The 17356-nt window shown below is 70.4% G+C and carries 18 protein-coding genes; 11 read left to right on the top strand and 7 right to left on the bottom strand.

The features are described 5' to 3' along the window. Window positions 1-60 precede the first annotated feature (60 nt). From ACIOJE_RS38310 to ACIOJE_RS38345, 8 genes are all read left to right on the top strand, one after another. A complete protein-coding gene (locus ACIOJE_RS38310; RefSeq protein WP_280686194.1) occupies window positions 61-1143 on the top strand; it encodes an NlpC/P60 family protein in 1083 nt (360 codons plus the stop codon). A gap of 17 nt (window positions 1144-1160) precedes the next feature. Then, the gene (locus ACIOJE_RS38315; RefSeq protein ID WP_280686195.1) at window positions 1161-1799 is read left to right on the top strand and encodes a hypothetical protein; all 639 of its coding nucleotides are present in this window, start codon (window positions 1161-1163) and stop codon (window positions 1797-1799) included. Between the two features lie 93 nt (window positions 1800-1892). Then, entirely contained in the window at window positions 1893-2666 is a 774-nt protein-coding gene (locus ACIOJE_RS38320) for a hypothetical protein (protein ID WP_280686196.1), read from the top strand. 7 nt (window positions 2667-2673) lie between these two features. Beyond that, the gene (locus ACIOJE_RS38325) at window positions 2674-2934 is read left to right on the top strand and encodes a hypothetical protein (RefSeq protein ID WP_280686197.1); all 261 of its coding nucleotides are present in this window, start codon (window positions 2674-2676) and stop codon (window positions 2932-2934) included. After that, entirely contained in the window at window positions 2931-3323 is a 393-nt protein-coding gene (locus ACIOJE_RS38330) for a hypothetical protein (RefSeq protein WP_280686199.1), read from the top strand. Before ACIOJE_RS38325 ends, ACIOJE_RS38330 begins: the two co-directional genes overlap by 4 nt. Window positions 3324-3522: 199 nt before the next feature. Continuing rightward, a complete protein-coding gene (locus ACIOJE_RS38335; protein ID WP_280686200.1) occupies window positions 3523-4104 on the top strand; it encodes a plasmid partition protein in 582 nt (193 codons plus the stop codon). A 164-nt stretch (window positions 4105-4268) separates the two neighbouring features. Beyond that, entirely contained in the window at window positions 4269-5081 is an 813-nt protein-coding gene (locus ACIOJE_RS38340) for a hypothetical protein (protein WP_280686201.1), read from the top strand. Window positions 5082-5306: 225 nt separating this feature from the next. Then, window positions 5307-6761 (top strand): hypothetical protein, encoded by a 1455-nt coding sequence (locus ACIOJE_RS38345; protein ID WP_280686202.1) that lies wholly within the window; start codon window positions 5307-5309, stop codon window positions 6759-6761. Between the two features lie 94 nt (window positions 6762-6855). On the opposite strand, the gene ACIOJE_RS38350 is transcribed toward ACIOJE_RS38345, so the two are convergent. The 5 genes from ACIOJE_RS38350 to ACIOJE_RS38370 form a co-directional block, all read right to left on the bottom strand. Beyond that, window positions 6856-7260: a hypothetical protein gene (locus ACIOJE_RS38350; protein WP_280686203.1), complete on the bottom strand. Its 405-nt coding sequence runs from the start codon at window positions 7258-7260 to the stop codon at window positions 6856-6858. Beyond that, entirely contained in the window at window positions 7253-7600 is a 348-nt protein-coding gene (locus ACIOJE_RS38355) for a hypothetical protein (protein WP_280686212.1), read from the bottom strand. Before ACIOJE_RS38355 ends, ACIOJE_RS38350 begins: the two co-directional genes overlap by 8 nt. Beyond that, window positions 7597-8745, bottom strand: a complete 1149-nt coding sequence (locus ACIOJE_RS38360; protein WP_280686214.1) for a hypothetical protein — start codon at window positions 8743-8745, stop codon at window positions 7597-7599. Before ACIOJE_RS38360 ends, ACIOJE_RS38355 begins: the two co-directional genes overlap by 4 nt. A 232-nt stretch (window positions 8746-8977) precedes the next feature. Beyond that, entirely contained in the window at window positions 8978-9457 is a 480-nt protein-coding gene (locus ACIOJE_RS38365; protein ID WP_280686215.1) for a hypothetical protein, read from the bottom strand. A 103-nt stretch (window positions 9458-9560) separates the two neighbouring features. Next, complete coding sequence (locus ACIOJE_RS38370) at window positions 9561-11060, bottom strand: competence protein CoiA (RefSeq protein WP_400782921.1); 1500 nt, start codon at window positions 11058-11060, stop codon at window positions 9561-9563. Between the two features lie 195 nt (window positions 11061-11255). Between ACIOJE_RS38370 and ACIOJE_RS38375 the strand changes: the two genes are divergently transcribed. Further along, window positions 11256-12455 carry a hypothetical protein gene (locus tag ACIOJE_RS38375; protein WP_400782924.1) on the top strand — a complete coding sequence of 400 codons (1200 nt, stop codon included), beginning with the start codon at window positions 11256-11258 and terminating at the stop codon, window positions 12453-12455. Between the two features lie 2152 nt (window positions 12456-14607). Here ACIOJE_RS38375 and ACIOJE_RS38380 read toward each other — a convergent pair. Together ACIOJE_RS38380 and ACIOJE_RS38385 are read right to left on the bottom strand one after the other, a co-directional pair. Continuing rightward, on the bottom strand, window positions 14608-14751 hold the full coding sequence (locus ACIOJE_RS38380; RefSeq protein ID WP_280686218.1) for a hypothetical protein: 144 nt from the start codon (window positions 14749-14751) through the stop codon (window positions 14608-14610). A gap of 908 nt (window positions 14752-15659) precedes the next feature. Next, a complete protein-coding gene (locus ACIOJE_RS38385) occupies window positions 15660-15932 on the bottom strand; it encodes a hypothetical protein (protein ID WP_400782926.1) in 273 nt (90 codons plus the stop codon). A 267-nt stretch (window positions 15933-16199) separates the two neighbouring features. Between ACIOJE_RS38385 and ACIOJE_RS38390 the strand changes: the two genes are divergently transcribed. Next, window positions 16200-16517 (top strand): hypothetical protein, encoded by a 318-nt coding sequence (locus ACIOJE_RS38390; RefSeq protein WP_280686220.1) that lies wholly within the window; start codon window positions 16200-16202, stop codon window positions 16515-16517. Continuing rightward, on the top strand, window positions 16514-17224 hold the full coding sequence (locus ACIOJE_RS38395) for a hypothetical protein (RefSeq protein WP_280686221.1): 711 nt from the start codon (window positions 16514-16516) through the stop codon (window positions 17222-17224). Before ACIOJE_RS38390 ends, ACIOJE_RS38395 begins: the two co-directional genes overlap by 4 nt. The last annotated feature ends 132 nt before the right edge of the window (window positions 17225-17356 follow it).

Raw genomic sequence — 17356 nt, forward strand, 5'->3', positions numbered from 1 at the left:
ATGGCCCACCCGGCGCGGGTGGCCGGGGTGTTGGTGGGTTCTGACCGAGGGGGGGTCTGAGTGAGGATCAATCCGGGCGTGGTGGCCGCCGTCGGGGCGGTCGCCGTGAGTCCGCTCGCGCTGGGGGCCGGGCTGGTGATGTTCATCGCGGTGGCCGCGCAGGACCGGGACGGCACTGTTGGCGGCGGAGTGGCGCCGGTGGCGTCGTCCGGCACCCTGCGCGTGGGGCCCGGAGGGGTGCCCGAGCAGTACGCGCAGTTCGTCAAGGACGCGGCCGCCGCCTGCGATCAGGGGCTGAGCGCTGGCGTGCTGGCCGCGCAGATCGACGCCGAGTCCGCCTTCGACCCGCGCGCGAACAGCGGCCAGGCGCAGGGCATCGCCCAGTTCACGCCGGAGACCTGGTCGACGTGGGGCAACGGCGGCAGCGTCTGGGAGCCCCGCGACGCCATTGCGGCCCAAGGCCGCTTCATGTGCAGCCTGCTCAAGACCGCCAAGCAGCACCCGGACTACAGCGGCGCTCCGGTCGAGCTCGCCCTGGCCGGCTACAACGCGGGCTGGGGCCGCGTCGACCAGTACCGGGGCGTGCCGCCCCGGTCGTTCGCGAACGGGCAGACCTACGACTACGTCAAGAAGATCATGGAGGGCGTCCGGAAATTCACCCAGGCCGACGACACCGTGGCCGCCGAGCTCCCCCCGGACTACCAGCTACCCGACGGCACCCCCCAGCAGATCAGGACCGCCGTCGCGTGGGCCCTCGCCCAGCGCGGAGGCTGGTACCAGTGGGGCGGGAACTGCACCGACCCGTTCGGCGCGAACCCGCAGGGTCACTGCGACTGCTCCAGCCTGATGCAGCAGGCCTACGGTCATGCCGGGGTGACCATCCCGCGGGTCACGTTCGATCAGGTCAAGATCGGCACCCGGGTGTCGCCCGACGACGTCAAGCCGGGCGACCTGGTGTTCAACGCCGGGTCCGACGGCAGCGACGACTCGCCGGGCCACGTCGGCATGTACGTGGGCAACGGCTGGATCGTGGAGGCGCCGAGGACGGGCGTCCAGACCCGGACAGTCGCGTACAGCGGCTGGCGCAACAGCACATCGGCGATCACCCGGATCACCCACGTCGTGCGCGTGGTGCAGTGGTGAGCGGCAGGGAGGCAGCAGTGCTGCAGGACGACCAACTGGCTCACCCGTGGGGCACCGTGACGCCCGACTTCTGGGCCGACCCGGCCACCGAGCCGGGCCCCGGGACGGCCGAGGACGCTGACTGGGATGAGGATCTCCTCTACGAGGAGCCAGCTGCCGTCGCGGCTGCCCGGGCCGACGCACCGCAACGCCGCGTCCCCGCCGCATCCAGCGCCCCGGCTCCCGCTGGCGAAGCCACACTTGAGGCGCGTTTCCAGACCCTCACAGCCGCGCTCACCACTCAGCGCACCGACGTGGAACTGCTGCTCGCCGCAAGCGAAGCCGCCCAGCTCGACCAGGAGGCCACCGACACCCTCGGCCCCTCCGCACCAAGCCTCGCCAGCATCCGCGAACTGCGCGGCCTGATCGCCCGCCTGCAGGGCGACCGCGCCGCCGCCGCCCGCTGGCACCTGCACGTCGTCGGCCTGCACGCCGCGCTCGGCGGCACCGCCGACCTCCGAACGAAGGCCAGCGCCCGGCACGCGATCACCGACTGGCGCCAGATCGCCGACCCCGAGCAGCGCGCCGCTGTCGGGCGCGAGATCCTGCCCATGCTCAAGGCCGTGGCCGGCCCGCACGCCAAGCCCACCCGCGAAGTGCAGAATTACCTCGGCTAGCGCCACAGCAGCCGCCGGCGAAGGGACATAGAAGTGCCTCGGGCACGAGGTGAGGGACCACCGCAGCGCCGCGAGCGTCGGCCTGCTCGCCGAGTGGCCGGAGTCGACCCCAGGGCCGAGGCTGCGCGCCTCTACGACCTGCACGCGGCCGAGCGCGACGCAGACGACGAGGCCCTGGCGTGGTGGCCCGGGGACACCGAGCTCTGGGGAGTCTTGCGTTGGGCGGAGTCGCATGCACGCGCGCTCAACGGCGACGGCGCCCGCCAGGAGGCTGCCCTGCTCAGGACACGCCTCATCCAGTGGCTGAGAGAGCAGACGGACGCCCTGCAGCTGCGGGCCGTGGGCGACGCCAGAGAAGCCGGGGTGTCGTGGGAGCGCCTGGCGCCCGCGCTCGGCGTCGAGAGCGTGAACGGCGCGTACAACAAGGCACGCCGACTGAAGGTGGCGGTGGAAGGGGACCCCGAGGACCGGCGCAGCCCGGACGTAGCCAGGCTGATCGAGGAGCGCGCGGCGGCCGAGGCACTCGCCCGGCGCCGGACCGAGGCTCTCGAAGGTGCCCGGTTCCCTGCCATCGCGGCAGCCTGCCGCGCCCTCCTGCATAACCGCCGCGACCTCGCCACCGACAAGGAGGACCCCTTCTGGATGGACCAGCTCGCCGCCGTGGTCGATGACCGCCACAGCCCGGCCGAGCGCGCCATGCTCACCATGTACCTGCGCAACGCCGTCCGGGAGACCTACCAGGCGGCCAAGGCCTCCGCGAGCCCGGCCGCCAGCACACCGGAGGCGCTTGCCGCACTGGAGGCGGCCGCCCACCTGGCCGCCGCGCCGACCGAAGGCCTATCGGAGGACCACCAACCGCCGGTATAACTGCGGTATGACCGAGAAGTCGAAGACCGCGAAGACCGCCATCTCCCTCCCCCAGGAACTGCTCGACGAACTCAGGCAACGCGAGCAAGCCCACGACATCCCCAGCGTGTCCGGGCACATCCAGAGCCTGCTCCAGCGCGAGCGCGAGGCCGCCGACGTCGAGGCCACCCTGCAGCGCCTCTTCGGACAGCAGCAGCCCGCGGCCGAGCACCAGGCCTGGGCCGAGAAGGCCCTCGGCATCACCTCCACCCAGGAGAACGCCGCGTGATCGGCGGACGGATCCTCGACACCACGGCGCTCACTGCGGCCGCCCAGGGCAGCCTCTACATGCAGGCCCTTCTCGCCACGGCCCACCAACGGGTGATCCCGCTCCTGGTCCCCGCCAGCGCCCTCGCCGACGCCGCCGCCTCGCTGAAGCCGGACGCCCGGCACGCCCTCACCGCGATCACCCAGTTCCCGCTCCTGCGCCTCCAGCCGCTGGACGAGGCCGACGCACTCGGCTCCGGCATCCTGCGCGCCACGGTCGACCCGGGCTCCGACACGACGGCCGGCCACGTCGCCTACCTTGCGGCCGCCCGCCAGTGGCCCGTGATCAGCGCAGACCCCGACCGGTTGCGAGCCCTGTATCCCGACATCGAAATCGAAGTCCTGCCCTGATAGCCACGCGTCCAGCCCAGACGGCCTTTGCTGTCGGGGCCGTGCTTAGCCGCTGAAGCACCCGGGTGCCACGGGGGCGCGCCGGATTCGCGCCGTTCCGGCAGAGCTGCTGCAACGATCTCGGACGCGCCGTTATGGTCGCCGCATGCTGATCGCGAATGTTTCGCCCCGAACTGGTGGGAAGACGACAAATACGGGCATGCTGCTGCATGCTCTCCACGAACGCGGACGGGCCGTCAAGGGCTTCGACGCCGACCACTCCCTGCACCTGCGCCAGTGGGACGCCGAGGCCGGCGGATTCCCCTTCGAGGTCGTCGAAGCCGTCTCCGCGAAGTTCCACAAGGAGCACGCCGTTCCTGACGGCGTCGTAGGAGTGGTGGACTGCGGCCACTCCGAGAACCATCCCGACATCACCGACAGCGTCCTGCGCGTCGCCGACCTCGCGATCGTCAACCTGTCCCCGACCGGGGCGGACTACCAACGAGTCACTGACCCCCAGGCCGGTGTTCCGCTCCGTGACATGATCATTCGCAGCAGCGCCTTCCGCCCGGACAACAAGCCGCCCAAGGCCGTCGTGCTCTTCAACCGGGTTCCCCACCAGAAGTCGCGCTCGCTGGCCGCTTTCCGTGCCAAATTCGAGCAAGACGAATGGATCGTGCTCGACACCTTCATCGAGAGGCTGGACGACTTCGCCAACGCCACCCTCGGCCCGGTCCACTACGCCGCCGAGACCAAGTTCGGGGACCTCGTGACCGAACTCGAGCAGCGGGGGCTGCTGTGACCCCATCCCGAGGACGCTCCTCCGCAGCGAACCTGGCCGCCCTGAACCAGCGCACACCCAAGAAGCGCGACACCCAGCTGGCCCAGCCCGGCCAACAGCCCACTGCGGACGTCGCCGAGGTCCCCGACCCGCGACGCGAACGGCCACAACCACTGACCCCCGACGTGATTCCCGACCCGCCCGACCACGAACTGGACCTCTCGGGCGACCTGTCCAACGAGGAGATGGCGGAGAAGCAGACCTGCGAGCGTGCCTTCGCCCATGCCGACCGGGCGGCGTGGATGAAGGGCAAGGCCATGCAGGTGTACCGCAACAAGAAGTACCACCAGCGGTACTACGGCCTGACCTGGGCCGAATACTGCGAAGAGCACCTGGGCCTGTCTGAATCGGACGCCAACCGCCAGATCCAGCAGTGGCCCCTCGCGGCAGCGATCGAGTCCGGCTGGACCAGCTCGAAGATCCCACCCGCTTCGCACGTGCAGACCCTGCTTCCCGCCTCGCAGGCCTACGGCCTCGAAAAGACCGTCGAGTTCTACACGCAGCTCCGGGCCTACGCGCAGGAACGCAGCATCCGCGTGACGGCCGAGGTGATCAGGAACATCGTCACCAAGGTCGTCAACGCGGCAGACGGCCCCCTGCCCGTGGCGGTCTTCCATGCCCAGGCCAAGGCGATCGAACCACCGCGCAGGGAAGCGTCGGCACCTCGCAAGCACTCCGCGAGGCCGGCTTCCCCGGAGTCGCCGGGCAGCCCACCTGACGCCACGGAAGCAGACCACCGCAGGGCGGACCAGGACATCGTCGACGCCGAGATCGTCGAGGACCAGGCCCTCGCCGTACTTGCCCAGCTTACGGACGTGCGCGACGGACTGGAGACCAAGCTCGCTGGAGCCCCGGCCGATGTCCTCACCGCGATCGCCAACACGGCCGATGCCATCGCCGACGCGGCAGACGACGCCCGTAAGGCCGAAGCCGTCTAGCCGAGCCACCCAAATTTGGGTGAGCGCCCCGATGAAAACGCGGCAGACGAGACGGAGGAGGATGCTGCGGTACCGAAGCGGCACGGGCACCGGTAGATCACCCGGACCCGGCGCCTCATAGGGTTGAGGATCCCCAGGGCTTCGGGACCGAGGAACGGAGAGCACCACCATGAACCACAGCAGCCGAAGCGGGCCAGGGCGGGCGCGTAGAAAATGGACCGCGACGTGACAGCGTCCGCCTACGCCCTGCCGGCCGCTATCGCCGTCGCCGCCGTCAGCGCCCTCGCCGTCACCGCGGTTATCGCCCGCTCACGGCGTCTCAAGTCCCAGGAAGCCTTGTCCGCCGCGCGCCGGGCTGAGCTCAGCAAGGAACGCCGCGACGCTTGGCGCCGCGGCCTCAGCGTCCTCGCCCTGGGCGTCGGTTGCCTGATGCTGTTCACCATCGCCGCCGTCGCCGGGTGGCTCTCCTTCGGTGCCCAGCGCCAGTACGCCCACAGCCACAACGGCGGGCACTGGGACGCGGCCACCGGCTTCGCCCTCCTCCTCGACGCCGGGGCCCTCGGCTTGTCGCTCTTTCGCTTCTTCGAGTCCCTCACCCTGAGATCCTCCGCGGTCACCAGGCTGTTTCTGCTCGCCTTCATCGGCGGCTCAGCCGAGATGAACTTTTTGCACGCGCCGGCCCCCGACTTCGGCAGCCGGTTCGTCGCGATCGTCCCGCCACTGGTCTACGCCGTCTTGTTGGAGATGCTCCTCCACAAGATCGAACAAGTCGTCATGGGCAAGCGGCCGAAGCGCAGATCGAGGGGCGACGCGCGCGGCTACAGCCTGCTGCTCTGGGTTCCGTTCATCGGCTACCCCCGGAAGATGTGGCGGGCCTGGCGAGCCGACCTCCTCACCACCATCGAGAACGTCCGGGCACCCGGCTCCACCAAGCCGCTGCCGCTCCGGCCGCCCTCCTCCGAAGCACCCGAACCTCCCCAGCCCACACCCACCGGAGAGCTCGCGGCCGCCCCAGCTCCCGCAATGGCTCAGGAAGCTCCTGCGCCCGTCACTTCCGCAGCTCCCGTGGTGCTCCGGGAAGCTCCCCCGGTCGTCTGGGATGCCCCCGCGCCCGCCGCCGTTCCGGCGCCTGCGGCAGCCCGGGAAGAAGTCCGCTCACCGGCGCCCAGGGCAAGCGCGCCGTCCGATACCGTCCCGATACCCGCCCGAGTCGCGACGGCAGATCAGGAAGCCGCCCCTGCTCCGGTGGCCCCCCTGCCTCCCGCAGCATCAGCGCCCGTCGTCGTCCCGGTGCCGGCCAAGCCGGTGACGAAGGCCTCCCAGCTGTTCATCGAACTCTCGCAGATGATCAAGCAGGGGGACCTGAGGGTGCTCTCCGACCAGTCCCAGGTCCGCAACGCCGCGGCGTACGCAGCCAACTTGAAGCTCGGCCAGGCGGCCTGCCTCGGCAACAACGGCCTGTTCGACAAGGACGGCGCGGTGCGCTCGGCTCTCAAGCAGCTCCTGCCCGACCTCCAGCGGGTTCACCAGGAACACCTGGCCGCCCAGGCCGCCGCCGCGTCGGCTGCCCTGCCGCCGCAATCCCGTGCCGACGTCGGCGGCGACGCCGAGCCGCGCCGCGACGTCGGGCAGCCGGACCATGGAGGCCAGAGCCAGGACCGTGAGGGCGTCCTGGTCTGAGCAGCCGACACGCCGGCACGCGGAAGGGGTGGCAGCCAGGTGGCTGCCACCCCTTCGCGGTGGACGGTGTCGAGAGCCGACCCGCGCGACGTCCCTACCGCCGGGCGGGCCGCAGCGGGACGATGAACCCGCGCAGCGCAACGGCCAGCCCCATCGTGACACCGAAGGCCGCGGGTGCGGCGAGGGCCAGGAGCACCGTACGCGCGGTGCCGGCGAGCTGGGTCTCCGCGACGGCGAGAAGAGCGCCGAGCAGGCCGAGGCCGACGGACAGGAGCAGGGCGACCCGGCCGCCGACAGGCAGCCACCCCGGGCCCGGGACGTGCAGGACGGCATCGGCGTGGGCGAGATGGCCCTGCAGGTCGCCGGTGACGGCGCCGCACTGGCAGACCCGGCGTTCCACGTCTTTGCCCACGATCGCCGACGCCACGTAGTCGATCTCGCGGGCCGGAGCGTGCCGCCCGTCGTCCATCGCGCGCCGCTCCTTCCGCCCCTCACCCATGGCGCCGTTCCTCCCGGACATAGCGGACCGCTCCCTCCGGCCCTCTCCAGCACGAGTCACTGGCGGGCACCGGCCCGCGCTGGCTGCCGTACCGGACATCGTGGTCGCGCAGCCGGGAGGCGGAGCGGACCGCCTCGGCGTACGCGTCCGGGTCGTCCTCGCTGAGCTCGGGCCGATCGAGGTGCTCCAGGTCGACGACGGCCCGGCGCAGCAGGTAGTCGCGCTTCTGCTCCGGCGTCGTGGTGCCAGCCGCGTCGCTCGACCGGAGCGCGGCAGCCAGCACGGTGAGCTCGTGCATCTCCCGCATCAGGTCCCAGGTGTTGTCGTCGTGTTCGGTCACCGGCCTTCCCCCTCTCCGTCCGGGGCGTACAGCCCCACCAGCATCGCGTCCAGCATCTCGTAAACGTCGGTGTACTCGACCGGGGAGGACGGCGTGGCCGCCACCTCCTGGATCTCACCGGACGAGAACCGCCAGCCGTAGGGACGGACCTCGAAGGGCTGCGGTTGACCGTCGTAGGTGAACGTCACGGCGAAGGAGTACGCGCGTCCCGCGTGCTCGGTGCGGCCTTCGATGTAGAAAGCGGGGTCGTCGTAGTCGGGGCCGCCGAGCCTTTGGACGCTCACGTCGACGCCGGGGAGGCCCGAGGTCTCCTGCGTGAAGGCGCCGGCCTCGCCGATCGCCCAGCGGCGCTCGCCGCCGTCCGGCAGGCGCTCCACCAGCTCGCTCTCCGGCTTGGCCTGCTCCTCCCGCTCCCAGTGGCCCGGGTACTGGAAGAGGTGGCGCGACCAGGGGCTCCACAGCGGGCGCACCGCGTTGCCGGGTTCGGCGCCGACGACGTCGCGGGCGCAGCGCTTGCACGCCACGTCCTCGTTTTCCTCGAGCAGGACGAGCGAGGGGAAGCTTTCGCCGCACACGTCGCACAGGTAGCCGTGGACGTCCCGGGTCCAGGCCGGCAGCGGGCGGCTGCCGAGGACCAGGTCGTCCCACTTGGTGAGCCGGGGCATGTCGGCCGCCCGCTGCCGCTGCGTCGCGTACTCGGCGAAGACGGCGGCGGACCGGTCCCGGCCGTGCAGCGCGATCAGGGCACCCGCACGGGCGTACTGGAGGTCCTTGCCCTGCTTGGTCATGTCGGGTCGGCCGTTGAACTCGACCAGGAGGCCCAGGCCCCGGTCGTCGGCGAAGACGCGGGCCAGTTCCTGCCTCAGGCGGGCGCGGGCGGTGAGCGGGGAGGCGGTGCGCGGCATCGGGGGCTCCTTCTTCTGCTCGGCGTCGGTGGGCTCGATCCCCTGGGAGCGCAGGTCGGCGTAGACCACGTCGCGGCTGACATCCGCGACGCGGGCCAGCTCGGCGACGTTGCGGGCGCCGGCACGCCAGGCCGCGGCCATCAGGACCGCACGCTCGGCGGTGAGGAGGTCCCGGCGTACCGGCCAGCCGCCCAGGTCGAGAAGGGCGCGCTGGCGCCCGGAGGGTTCGTTCTCTGACACGCCATCACCATAGTGTCGAGTGGCTCGACATGTCGAGCCACTCGACACTATTGGGGTGCGCGAGGGTTGCGGCGCGCTCTTTCCCAAGTTGGGAAACCCGTTCGGCCCCTCAGGCCGTGACTCGTGATTAGGTAACCCTTAGCCTCTATAATTTCCGGAATAGAGGGCAGATTTGATCATGGTCTGAGGCGGCTCGCGTGGGTCCCCGAGTCGGCCGTCGGCGCCCCGGCCCCTACACGGATGTCTTCGCCGGGGCGGGCTGGTCATCCAGGACGATCACCGCAGAGTCGGAGTGGTCGCCGTCTGCGGGTTCGACCCGTTCCAGCGCCGCGCAGATCGCCGCCTCCGTCCGCTGCCCGATGGCCTGCTCCAGGGGAGACCAGTTGCCGATGACCCCCTGCGACGTTCGGCAGAAGCTCAGGAGGGCTGCCAGGGAGCTGCCCGAGAGGGGGACGACGATCATGCCGTTGCCCTCGTTGCTGATGTCCTGGGCGGCCGGGGCGCGGAACACCCGACCGGGACCGTGCGAGTGCCGCTCCCCGGCCACGGCGTCGGCGAGGTAGGCCCAGGTGTCCTTGTGGCAGCGCAGCCTGGCCAGCCCGACGCCGGCGGCGTTCACCAGGTCCTGCTGCTGGCGTGCTTTGCGTGCGGTGTTCCTGAGGTGCTGCTCGTATTTGCCGTTGTCCCTGCGGAACCAGTCCAGGACGCCCAAGGGGTTGCTCCTCCGGTTCGGTCGGCCGGATCACCACCGGCAGACACGAAGTGTCACCTGTCGAGAGCTGATTGTGTCGTCTCTGCCGGTGCCGGTTTGGCAATCAGGTAAGAACCCTCCTCCAGGGCCTGTCGTATCTGCCACCGCACCGCCGACAGTGCGCGTGGAAGAGCGCGGAGGAGGGCGAGAACGAGGTGGCAGGCTCGGCCGACTGCTCGCGGCCGTCGATCCGCAGGAACAGCTGTGGCTGCTCACAGCCGCAGGCCGGCTTCTGCTCCGGCTCCTGGCCGCCAGTCCGGTGGCGCGGCACCCGGCAGGCTGCGCGTGTGCTCCGGTTCTCCTCCGCATCCGCCAGGACCGCCTCCGTTCGCTGGTCCTTCGGTCGCTTGGGTGAGCCGTACGCCCACCGCTGGAAGCGTTTCATCGTGAAGTCGTCATCGAACAACAGCAGCAGCCCGGCCAGGAGCAGGTACGCCTGGCCGCGGGTCAGCGCGCGCTTCGGGTTGAGAACTGCGACCGGCACGCCCTCCGGGTCCAGTAGCGGTACCCCGCCCGCCCAGCGCGGATCGTCCAAGCTCCACCCGACCGTCGCCGCGACGCCGTGCGCCTGCGCAAGGTGGGCGATCGCCCGCGCCACCTGCGGGCAGCCTACGACCTTCTCCCGGGCCCTGGCCGCCGCCGCAGTGCCGCGCACCGCATCCTCGGCCTTCATCGCCTGGAACCGCTGGCGTTCCCGGCTGACCTCGTTCAGCTCCCGCACCTGGGCGCGACGGGCTTCCAGCCGGCGCTGACTCGCCTCCCGCTTGCGCTGCCGGGCGGCGTCTTCGACTGCCTGGGCCGTCCGCTCTCGCTGCAGCTCCTCCAGGTACGCCCGCTCGGCTGTGATGTACGCCGGTGCCGTCCACACCACCTTTAGCTCCCGCAGCTCGTACTCGAGCCGTACTTGCCGCTCGTGCGCTACCACCCGTCCCGCGAACACCCACCGCAGGAAGTCCGCCAGCGTCGGCGGCGCGACCACGTCCCAGGACCAGCGGCCGAACCGGACCAGCCCCTCGACCATGCCCAGCGGACCGCCCTCCTCAGGCCGGCCCACCCGTACCGAGGGCACCGTGCCAAGCCACGGCGGCTTCGGCCGGTCGCTGAACCAGCACGCGGCCACCCCGTGCTCGCGCATCCGCTCGGTCCGGGCCCGGATCTCGTCGTTGGTGATCGGCGAGAGCTGCGCCTCCAGCGCGACGCGCCAGGAGCCGTCCGGAGCACAGGCCAGTACATCGGCCCGCCACGATCCGTCCGGCGCCCGCACCTCCAGCTCGGCGTGCGCCCCGGCATCCCGGGCCGCGCTGAGCAGCTCCAGCTTGAGCAGGTGGTGCGCCTCCGACTCGCCATCGCGCGCGATCTCGCAGTCCGGAGCGCCGGGATCGTGGGCGAAGAACCGCACACCCCTCGGGGACACCTTGGGGTGCACCGGATGCCGGCACTCGTCACACGCCAGCGGCGCCCGCGGCTGGACGCTGTGCACCTGCTCCCAGGACCGGCCGCAGCCCAGGTCAGGCAGGTGGGCGAAGACGACGCCCCATCGTGCGTGAAGAGCCTTGAGTGCCATCAGAACCTCCCGACCGGCAAGTTCCCACCCTCGTCTGACAATCCGTCACGAATGGCGTAACGGTCCAGAGGGCCTCTCCCCCGTTCGGCTCGATCGCGCGTGTCGGATGAGCGGATCGGCAGTCGGTGGCTCGGGCCGTGCGCTATGGTGACCGGTGGGCCGACTGCAGTAGGCCCCGGCCTAGCCGTCCGGCCCGTGACCGGACAGGCGTCGACAGCCCGAACCTGCTCAGCGGTCGATCTGCAGCCCTCAAGTCCACCGTGGTTCGCCCCCTGCATGTCGGCGCGCCCGGGTCACGGGACCGGTGCGCGCGAAGGGCTGGCCATGGGCGAGAAGGACCGGAAGCTGAAGGCGGCCGCGCGGCAGCGCAAGGCCGACATGGAGGCGCTGACCGGGGAGCCGTACAGCTACCAGACGGCGCTGAACGAGGTGAAAGCCGAGTATGAGCGCGGCGTCCGCCCCGGCGACAACGACCTCTTCTTCGTGGTCGACTTCCCCCCGCGCATCCTCGCCGGAGCCGATCCCTGCCCCGCCTGCCACGGCACCGGCCTGTCCCGCGACCAGTACGAGGACGAGGTCAACGGCGGCCTCCGACTGCTCATTGACTCCGCCTGCACCACTTGCTGGGGCTGTGGCCGCACGGAGCACGAGACGCGATGCATCCCGGGCGACCATGCCACCGACGACCCGCACGACATCGAGGAGTACCAGGAGTTCCGGAACCGCAACGCCGAGGAATGGGGCGATGAACTGGCGGATCCCTGCCCGTCGTGCCGGGGCCGACGCTATTGGTGGTCCCAGTCGATGGATGAGGAGGCGGCCGAGGAGGCACACCGGCAGCTGATGGCCCGCGCCGCCCTGGCCGGACATGGTCCGGAACAGGTGCAGGGCGCTCTGGCCTTCGGCGAGCTCGACGACCTCCTCGGCCGGGGTGACACGGAGCTGGCCATGGCCGGCCTGCAGTACCTGCGGATGCCGTGCGGGTGTACGGAGAAGGAGGGGAAGCGGGTACGCCGCGCCGATCTCACTCACCGCCCCGCCCTGGAAATCACCGGACAGGTTCCGGCGCCGCGGGGCGGCGGATACACGTACGAGCGGCGCGTGAACACCTGGTTGTACCGGTTCACCGGCTGTCCCCACCTCGGCGACGACGTCCCGGACCTGCAAGGGCAGGCCGGGGACGACCCGGGCGAGGTCATCATGGCAGAGCGCCGGCGGCCACAGGCCGGAGGGATGATCGACGGCTTCGTCCTCCTCGACCGCCGCGACGGCACCGCCACCTACCGCTGGGTGGCCGCCGGCTCACCGGAAGAGGTCCTGCCGCAGATCCTTACCGCCATCGGCGAGGCAGCTGCGCCGGGCGGGCCCGGTGAATCCCCCTCACGCTACGGGTGAGGGCGGCGTCCCGCTCACCCGCCTCGCCCCCAGCAAGGCGGCGGCACCCGGGCCCGCTCGGGGGTTCGGGCGCCGGGGCCGCTAACTCTACGTTGCCGGACGCGCTCACCGGCGGCGCGTCAGGCTACGCCGTGGCGGCGTGACCGGACGGGGCGTCCGGCCCTCTCCCGGCCGAGCGGGCGGTGACGCTAGCTCTCGCCCACACAGGCGTCGTCACGCGGGGCCGAGCCCGACGCGGCCGCAGGAGCCGCGCAACCGGCGCTCGTCGGCGAGCGGGTCCCGGAAGGTGAAGCGGCTGGCCACCCGCAGCACCGATCGCGCTCTCCCCGCTGCGCCGGCCACGGGGAGCGGCCGGTGACCGCCCGCAACGCCGATCCGGCGCGTCCGGCCGGACGCCGGGATGTGGTGCTGCGGATCGCCCTGCGGAGCATCCCGGCCCCGGAGCCCTACCTCTGACCCCAGCCGCAACCCCGTGTCGCCGCTGAGCGGCCGTCCTCTGGGCTGGGCGTCCGGTCCGTCCTCACGGATGCGCTGCGTAACTGAACGCTTGACAAGCCCCAGTGCAGGTAACCCGATGAGCTGCCTCCACGCTCATTGGACGAGGGCTCACCACTGATGTCCGAGGTCCGGAAAGAGCCGCGAGCCCTGCGACAACGTTTCGATTCGGCGACTGGTGCGGCTGAGGATGCCCATCGCCCTGGGCCGAAAGAGTCAACAATTTCATGCATCTCAGTCGTTGAGGGCCAGGTTCACCGCAGCGCCGAATGAGGACTTCCCCCGGACATACAGGAGAGGTGAACGACAGTCAGACGGCAGGAAGCGGACAGATACGCCGAGGCCGCACCAGGATGCGCGAGCATCCGAAGTGAAACGAGCACTGCCAGATCAACACATTCGGATCCTTTGTCCGGACACGTGTCCGGGTGTCTGCCGACGCGGGACACAAGCCGGCCCTCGCTGTCCGCGTTGACGACCGTCAACGAGCCGCTGACGGCAAGTGCCCGTCCATCTCCCCCTCGCAGACGCGGGGAGGACGACCGGAAGACGCGTGTCTGGACACCCGGACAGGAGTCCGCCCGGCACAGGACACAAGTCCATGCTTGGTGAGCGCTCGTTCGTACCTGCTGAGCGCTCGGGTACACCCCATGAACGCTCGCCCGTACCTGCTGAGGGGCCGGGTACACCCCATGAGCGCTTGCCCGTACCTGGCGGACCAGCTCTGAACCGTGCGGCCGTACGGCGAACCGGCCCTGAACCGTGCGGCCGTACGGCGAACCGTGCGCTGTACGGAGAACGGCCGTACGGCGAACCGTGCGGCCGTACGGCGAACCGGCCCTGAACCGTGCGGCCGTACGGCGAACCGTGCGCTGTACCCGTTGAAGCCGCCGCTGTACCCGTTGAAGGCGGGGCCGTACCCGTTGAAGCCGCCGCTGTACCCGTTGAAGGCGGGGCCGTACCCGTTGAAGCCGCCGCTGTACCCGCGAGCGCCGGGCGGACAAGCCGAGAGCGTGTCCGAACCCGCGGTCCGCCGGCGCGGGAGACAGCCCGTCCTCGGTGTCCGCGCTGACGGCCGTCAGCTAGCGACTGACAGGGAGCTGAACCAGTTCACCTCCTCCCCGCGGATGCGGGGAGGACGGACCGAGTAAGCGTGTCTGAGGAAGTGTGTCCAAGGGAAGAGGGAGTCTGTCCGAGATGGAAGCAAGAGAGAAGACACGTCGATGATGCGCTTCATCGCATCAGTGATACGTCTGGATGATGCACTTCGTTCGATGAACAGCAACCGATGGGTAGGTTCTCTGTTGAATCTATTCGCTTCGAGTAACGGAACTTGCGAGTCTTCTCTGAAGAGAACTCGAACCTAAGGAAGCCCGTTATTAGAAGGTTCGGCGATGTTCCTTGGTCCGAAAGACGTACTGGAAACATGACACTTAATAGTGGCTGGTGTATGCTTCTCGGCATCAAGCAACGGACTGGACGTTGGTCCGAGCTTCTTCAAACCCAGGACGACGGAAACGCAAAGTCACGAAGTCCGGGCATAGTGAAGGCCCCCCGCGCCGTCTCGTGAGGTCAGACGCGGAGGGCCCGGATCACCGAGTGTGACCCTGCCTTGAGCCTGACCGTTGCCGCGGTCGGGCTCATCGCGTTCTGGCGGCTACAGCGCGTGGTGCAGCTGGAGCAGCCAGTAGGTGGCCTGGGCGACCGCGGCGATGAAGCCGAGGGCGATGGTCCCCCTACGCATCAGGGTCCACACCGGCTTGCGCCGCCGCTTGGGCGGCCTGCCACCGGTGGGTTCCAACTCGAATCACCTCCTTCTGTGGACAGGAGGGATCACGGAGCGATCAGCATTGCTGATCGCCGTCGTAGACATTACCAGAAGGCAACGGCCATTCTGCGGGCCTGGAAGCCGCCCGAACGGCAATGACGGGTGTGCCTCACCCGCAATCACCGTCCTTATATGCAGCATTCTCGGATTCGACGAGGCACGGTTCTTGCATTCGCCCAGGTCAGTCCGGTGAAGCGATGCTTGCAGGGAGCAGGTCCGGAAGTCACTATTTTTCACAGGTCCGGGGCGGGGTCCCGAGTGCCGTCAGCGGATGCGGGGCCGGACCGGCCAGCTCGCGGGAGGTGGGGCCGCTGGACTCCGGCGGAAGGTAGACCGAGCTGTCGGCCGATCGTCAGCCCCTTCGGCGGCGGGGAGTTCGCTTGGTGACCTGCTCCACCACGGCGGCCCACTGCGGGTCGGCCTCGCGAATCCGCCGCTGCCACCCCTGCTCGCGCAGCACCGGCAAGCAGTGCGCTACCTTGCGGCTGGGTCAGAGGTAGGACTCCGGGGCCGTCCCGGCCTGCACCGCGACGCTCGGCACCGGCGGCGTCGGCGCGGCCCTGCTCCACGGCACCGTCCCGGCAACGTCCCCGCTCGTCTGGCCGCTCGTCGTCCTTGCCCCCGGCTCGATGCTGTACGACGTTGGGCTTCGCGCTCAGCGCCGCCGCGACCGCTGACCGGGGCCGAGCGTGGGTGGGGTTACCCAAACGGGGCGCTTGGGTAACCCCACCTACGGTGCAGGCGCGGCTGATCCCGCCAGCTGCGCCCTGGTGCTCGCTGGCGTATACGGTCGGCTGATGCACCCTGGTGACCACCCCAGTCCCGACGAGGCCATCCCCGGCATGGCCGGTCTGCGCCCCCGGCGCCCAGCCGTGGAAGACCTAGTCGATGACGCCCTTGACGCCACCGTGCGCACCGGCAGCCCTGCGATCGTACGGGTCCTGCTCGAAGAGCTCGCGGACCGCGGCGACGATGCGTTCTGGGAGGCGGCTGCACTTCTTCTCGGTCTTCTGGCGACCCGGCCGGTCTACGGGCTGGCGGAGCACCAGGGCGTCGAACACCTGCGGCAGGTCGCGCGGACGGCGGACCCCATTACGTCCCTTGTGCTGTTGCTCCAGAGTGTCCATCGCGCCGACGGCGCTGCTGCGGCCCATGATTCCTGGCAGCAGGCCCCTATGGAGCTCCGGGGCCCTGCTCTGGCCCAACTCCTCATCTCCGTCGCCTACGCGATCGGCACGGGCGACGGGCGGCTCGACCCTCAGCGAACGGTACGACTCATCCGGGCGGTCATCATCGACGCTCCCTGAACGCCCGGTCCCACCGTGCGATGGCAGGCCCGGGGAAGGCGTCCAACCCCAGTTGTAGAGCCTTGATCATCTGAGGTTTGGCCAGGTGCACGCACTTGGTCGAACATTTGTTCTATGTCCACGTATCTGCCCCACCGCCCCACACCGCCTGGCACCGCCGGTAGCTGGCGCGACGCCCGCCGGGCCCCCGCGGACGAAGTCGAACAGGCCGCAGGACGTGAGAGGGCCGCCTGGTCCCCGGCCGTCATCCGGGTTGGTGGCACTTGGATTGCCGCCATCGTCACCGCCTGGCGCCCGCTCGAGAACGGCCGCTGGGCCGCACGCGTCATCTGGGGCCCTCCCGAGACCCGCGAATGGATCATCCGGACCCCCGGAACCCTCCGCCCCGCCGAGCTGCGCGCCGCCCTGCCCGACGACGAGGGCGCCCGGTGAACGCCACCCCGCTCAAGATCGTCGCCGGTGGCAGCGACCAAAGCGACCGGCTCGCCGAGTTGCTGGAATCCACCAGCCTGGAGGCCCGGCGGCGCCGCTTGGAGGCCACGACCCGACCCGTCCTACCCGCGCTCGCCCCGCTGTTGCCCGACCGGCTCCCCCGCGGCGCCGCCGTCGAGGTGATCGGCGACCGCTATCTACTGATGGCGCTCGCGGCTGGCGCCGTGCAGGACGATCCCACCTTGCGCACCGCGCTCGTTGGACTCGGCGACCTCGGTATCGCGGCCTTCGAAGGGCTCGGCCAGCCGCTCGACCGGTTGGCAGTCGCGGACGACCCGGGCCCGCACTGGGCCGAGGTGGTCTCTCTGCTCGCCCGCGAGGGTGCATTCGGTGTCGTCCTGCTCCAGCCGACCACTCCCGCTACACCCCGCCAGATCCAGCGACTCCACGCCCGCCTGCGCGAGCACGGCACGACCCTGCTCGTCGCCTCCCCCTGGCATGGCGCCGCCCTGCGCCTGACCACCAGCGACCCGGCGATCACCGGGCTCGGGGACGGCTGGGGCGCGATCGCCAGCCGTACCGTCACCGCGCACTGCACTATCGGCACCCGAACCCGCTCCCTACGCCTGCAGCTGCCCGGCCCGGACGGCACCGCGCAGCCCCTTGCGGCAGCCGAGCCCACCGCCCGCCGGGCCGCCACCGCGTAGTCCAGCGTGCCGCTTACGGCCACTGGCAGCACCGTGATGAATTCATCGGGTCATATGAGAGCCACTGCTTCGGCGTGAACGGGAGCCAGGCGTAGGCCGTTCGTGGCGGTGATGTACTCGACCGTGGCAGGT

It is taken from the genome of Kitasatospora sp. NPDC087861 (assembly GCF_044742585.1).
Taxonomy (GTDB): domain Bacteria; phylum Actinomycetota; class Actinomycetes; order Streptomycetales; family Streptomycetaceae; genus Kitasatospora.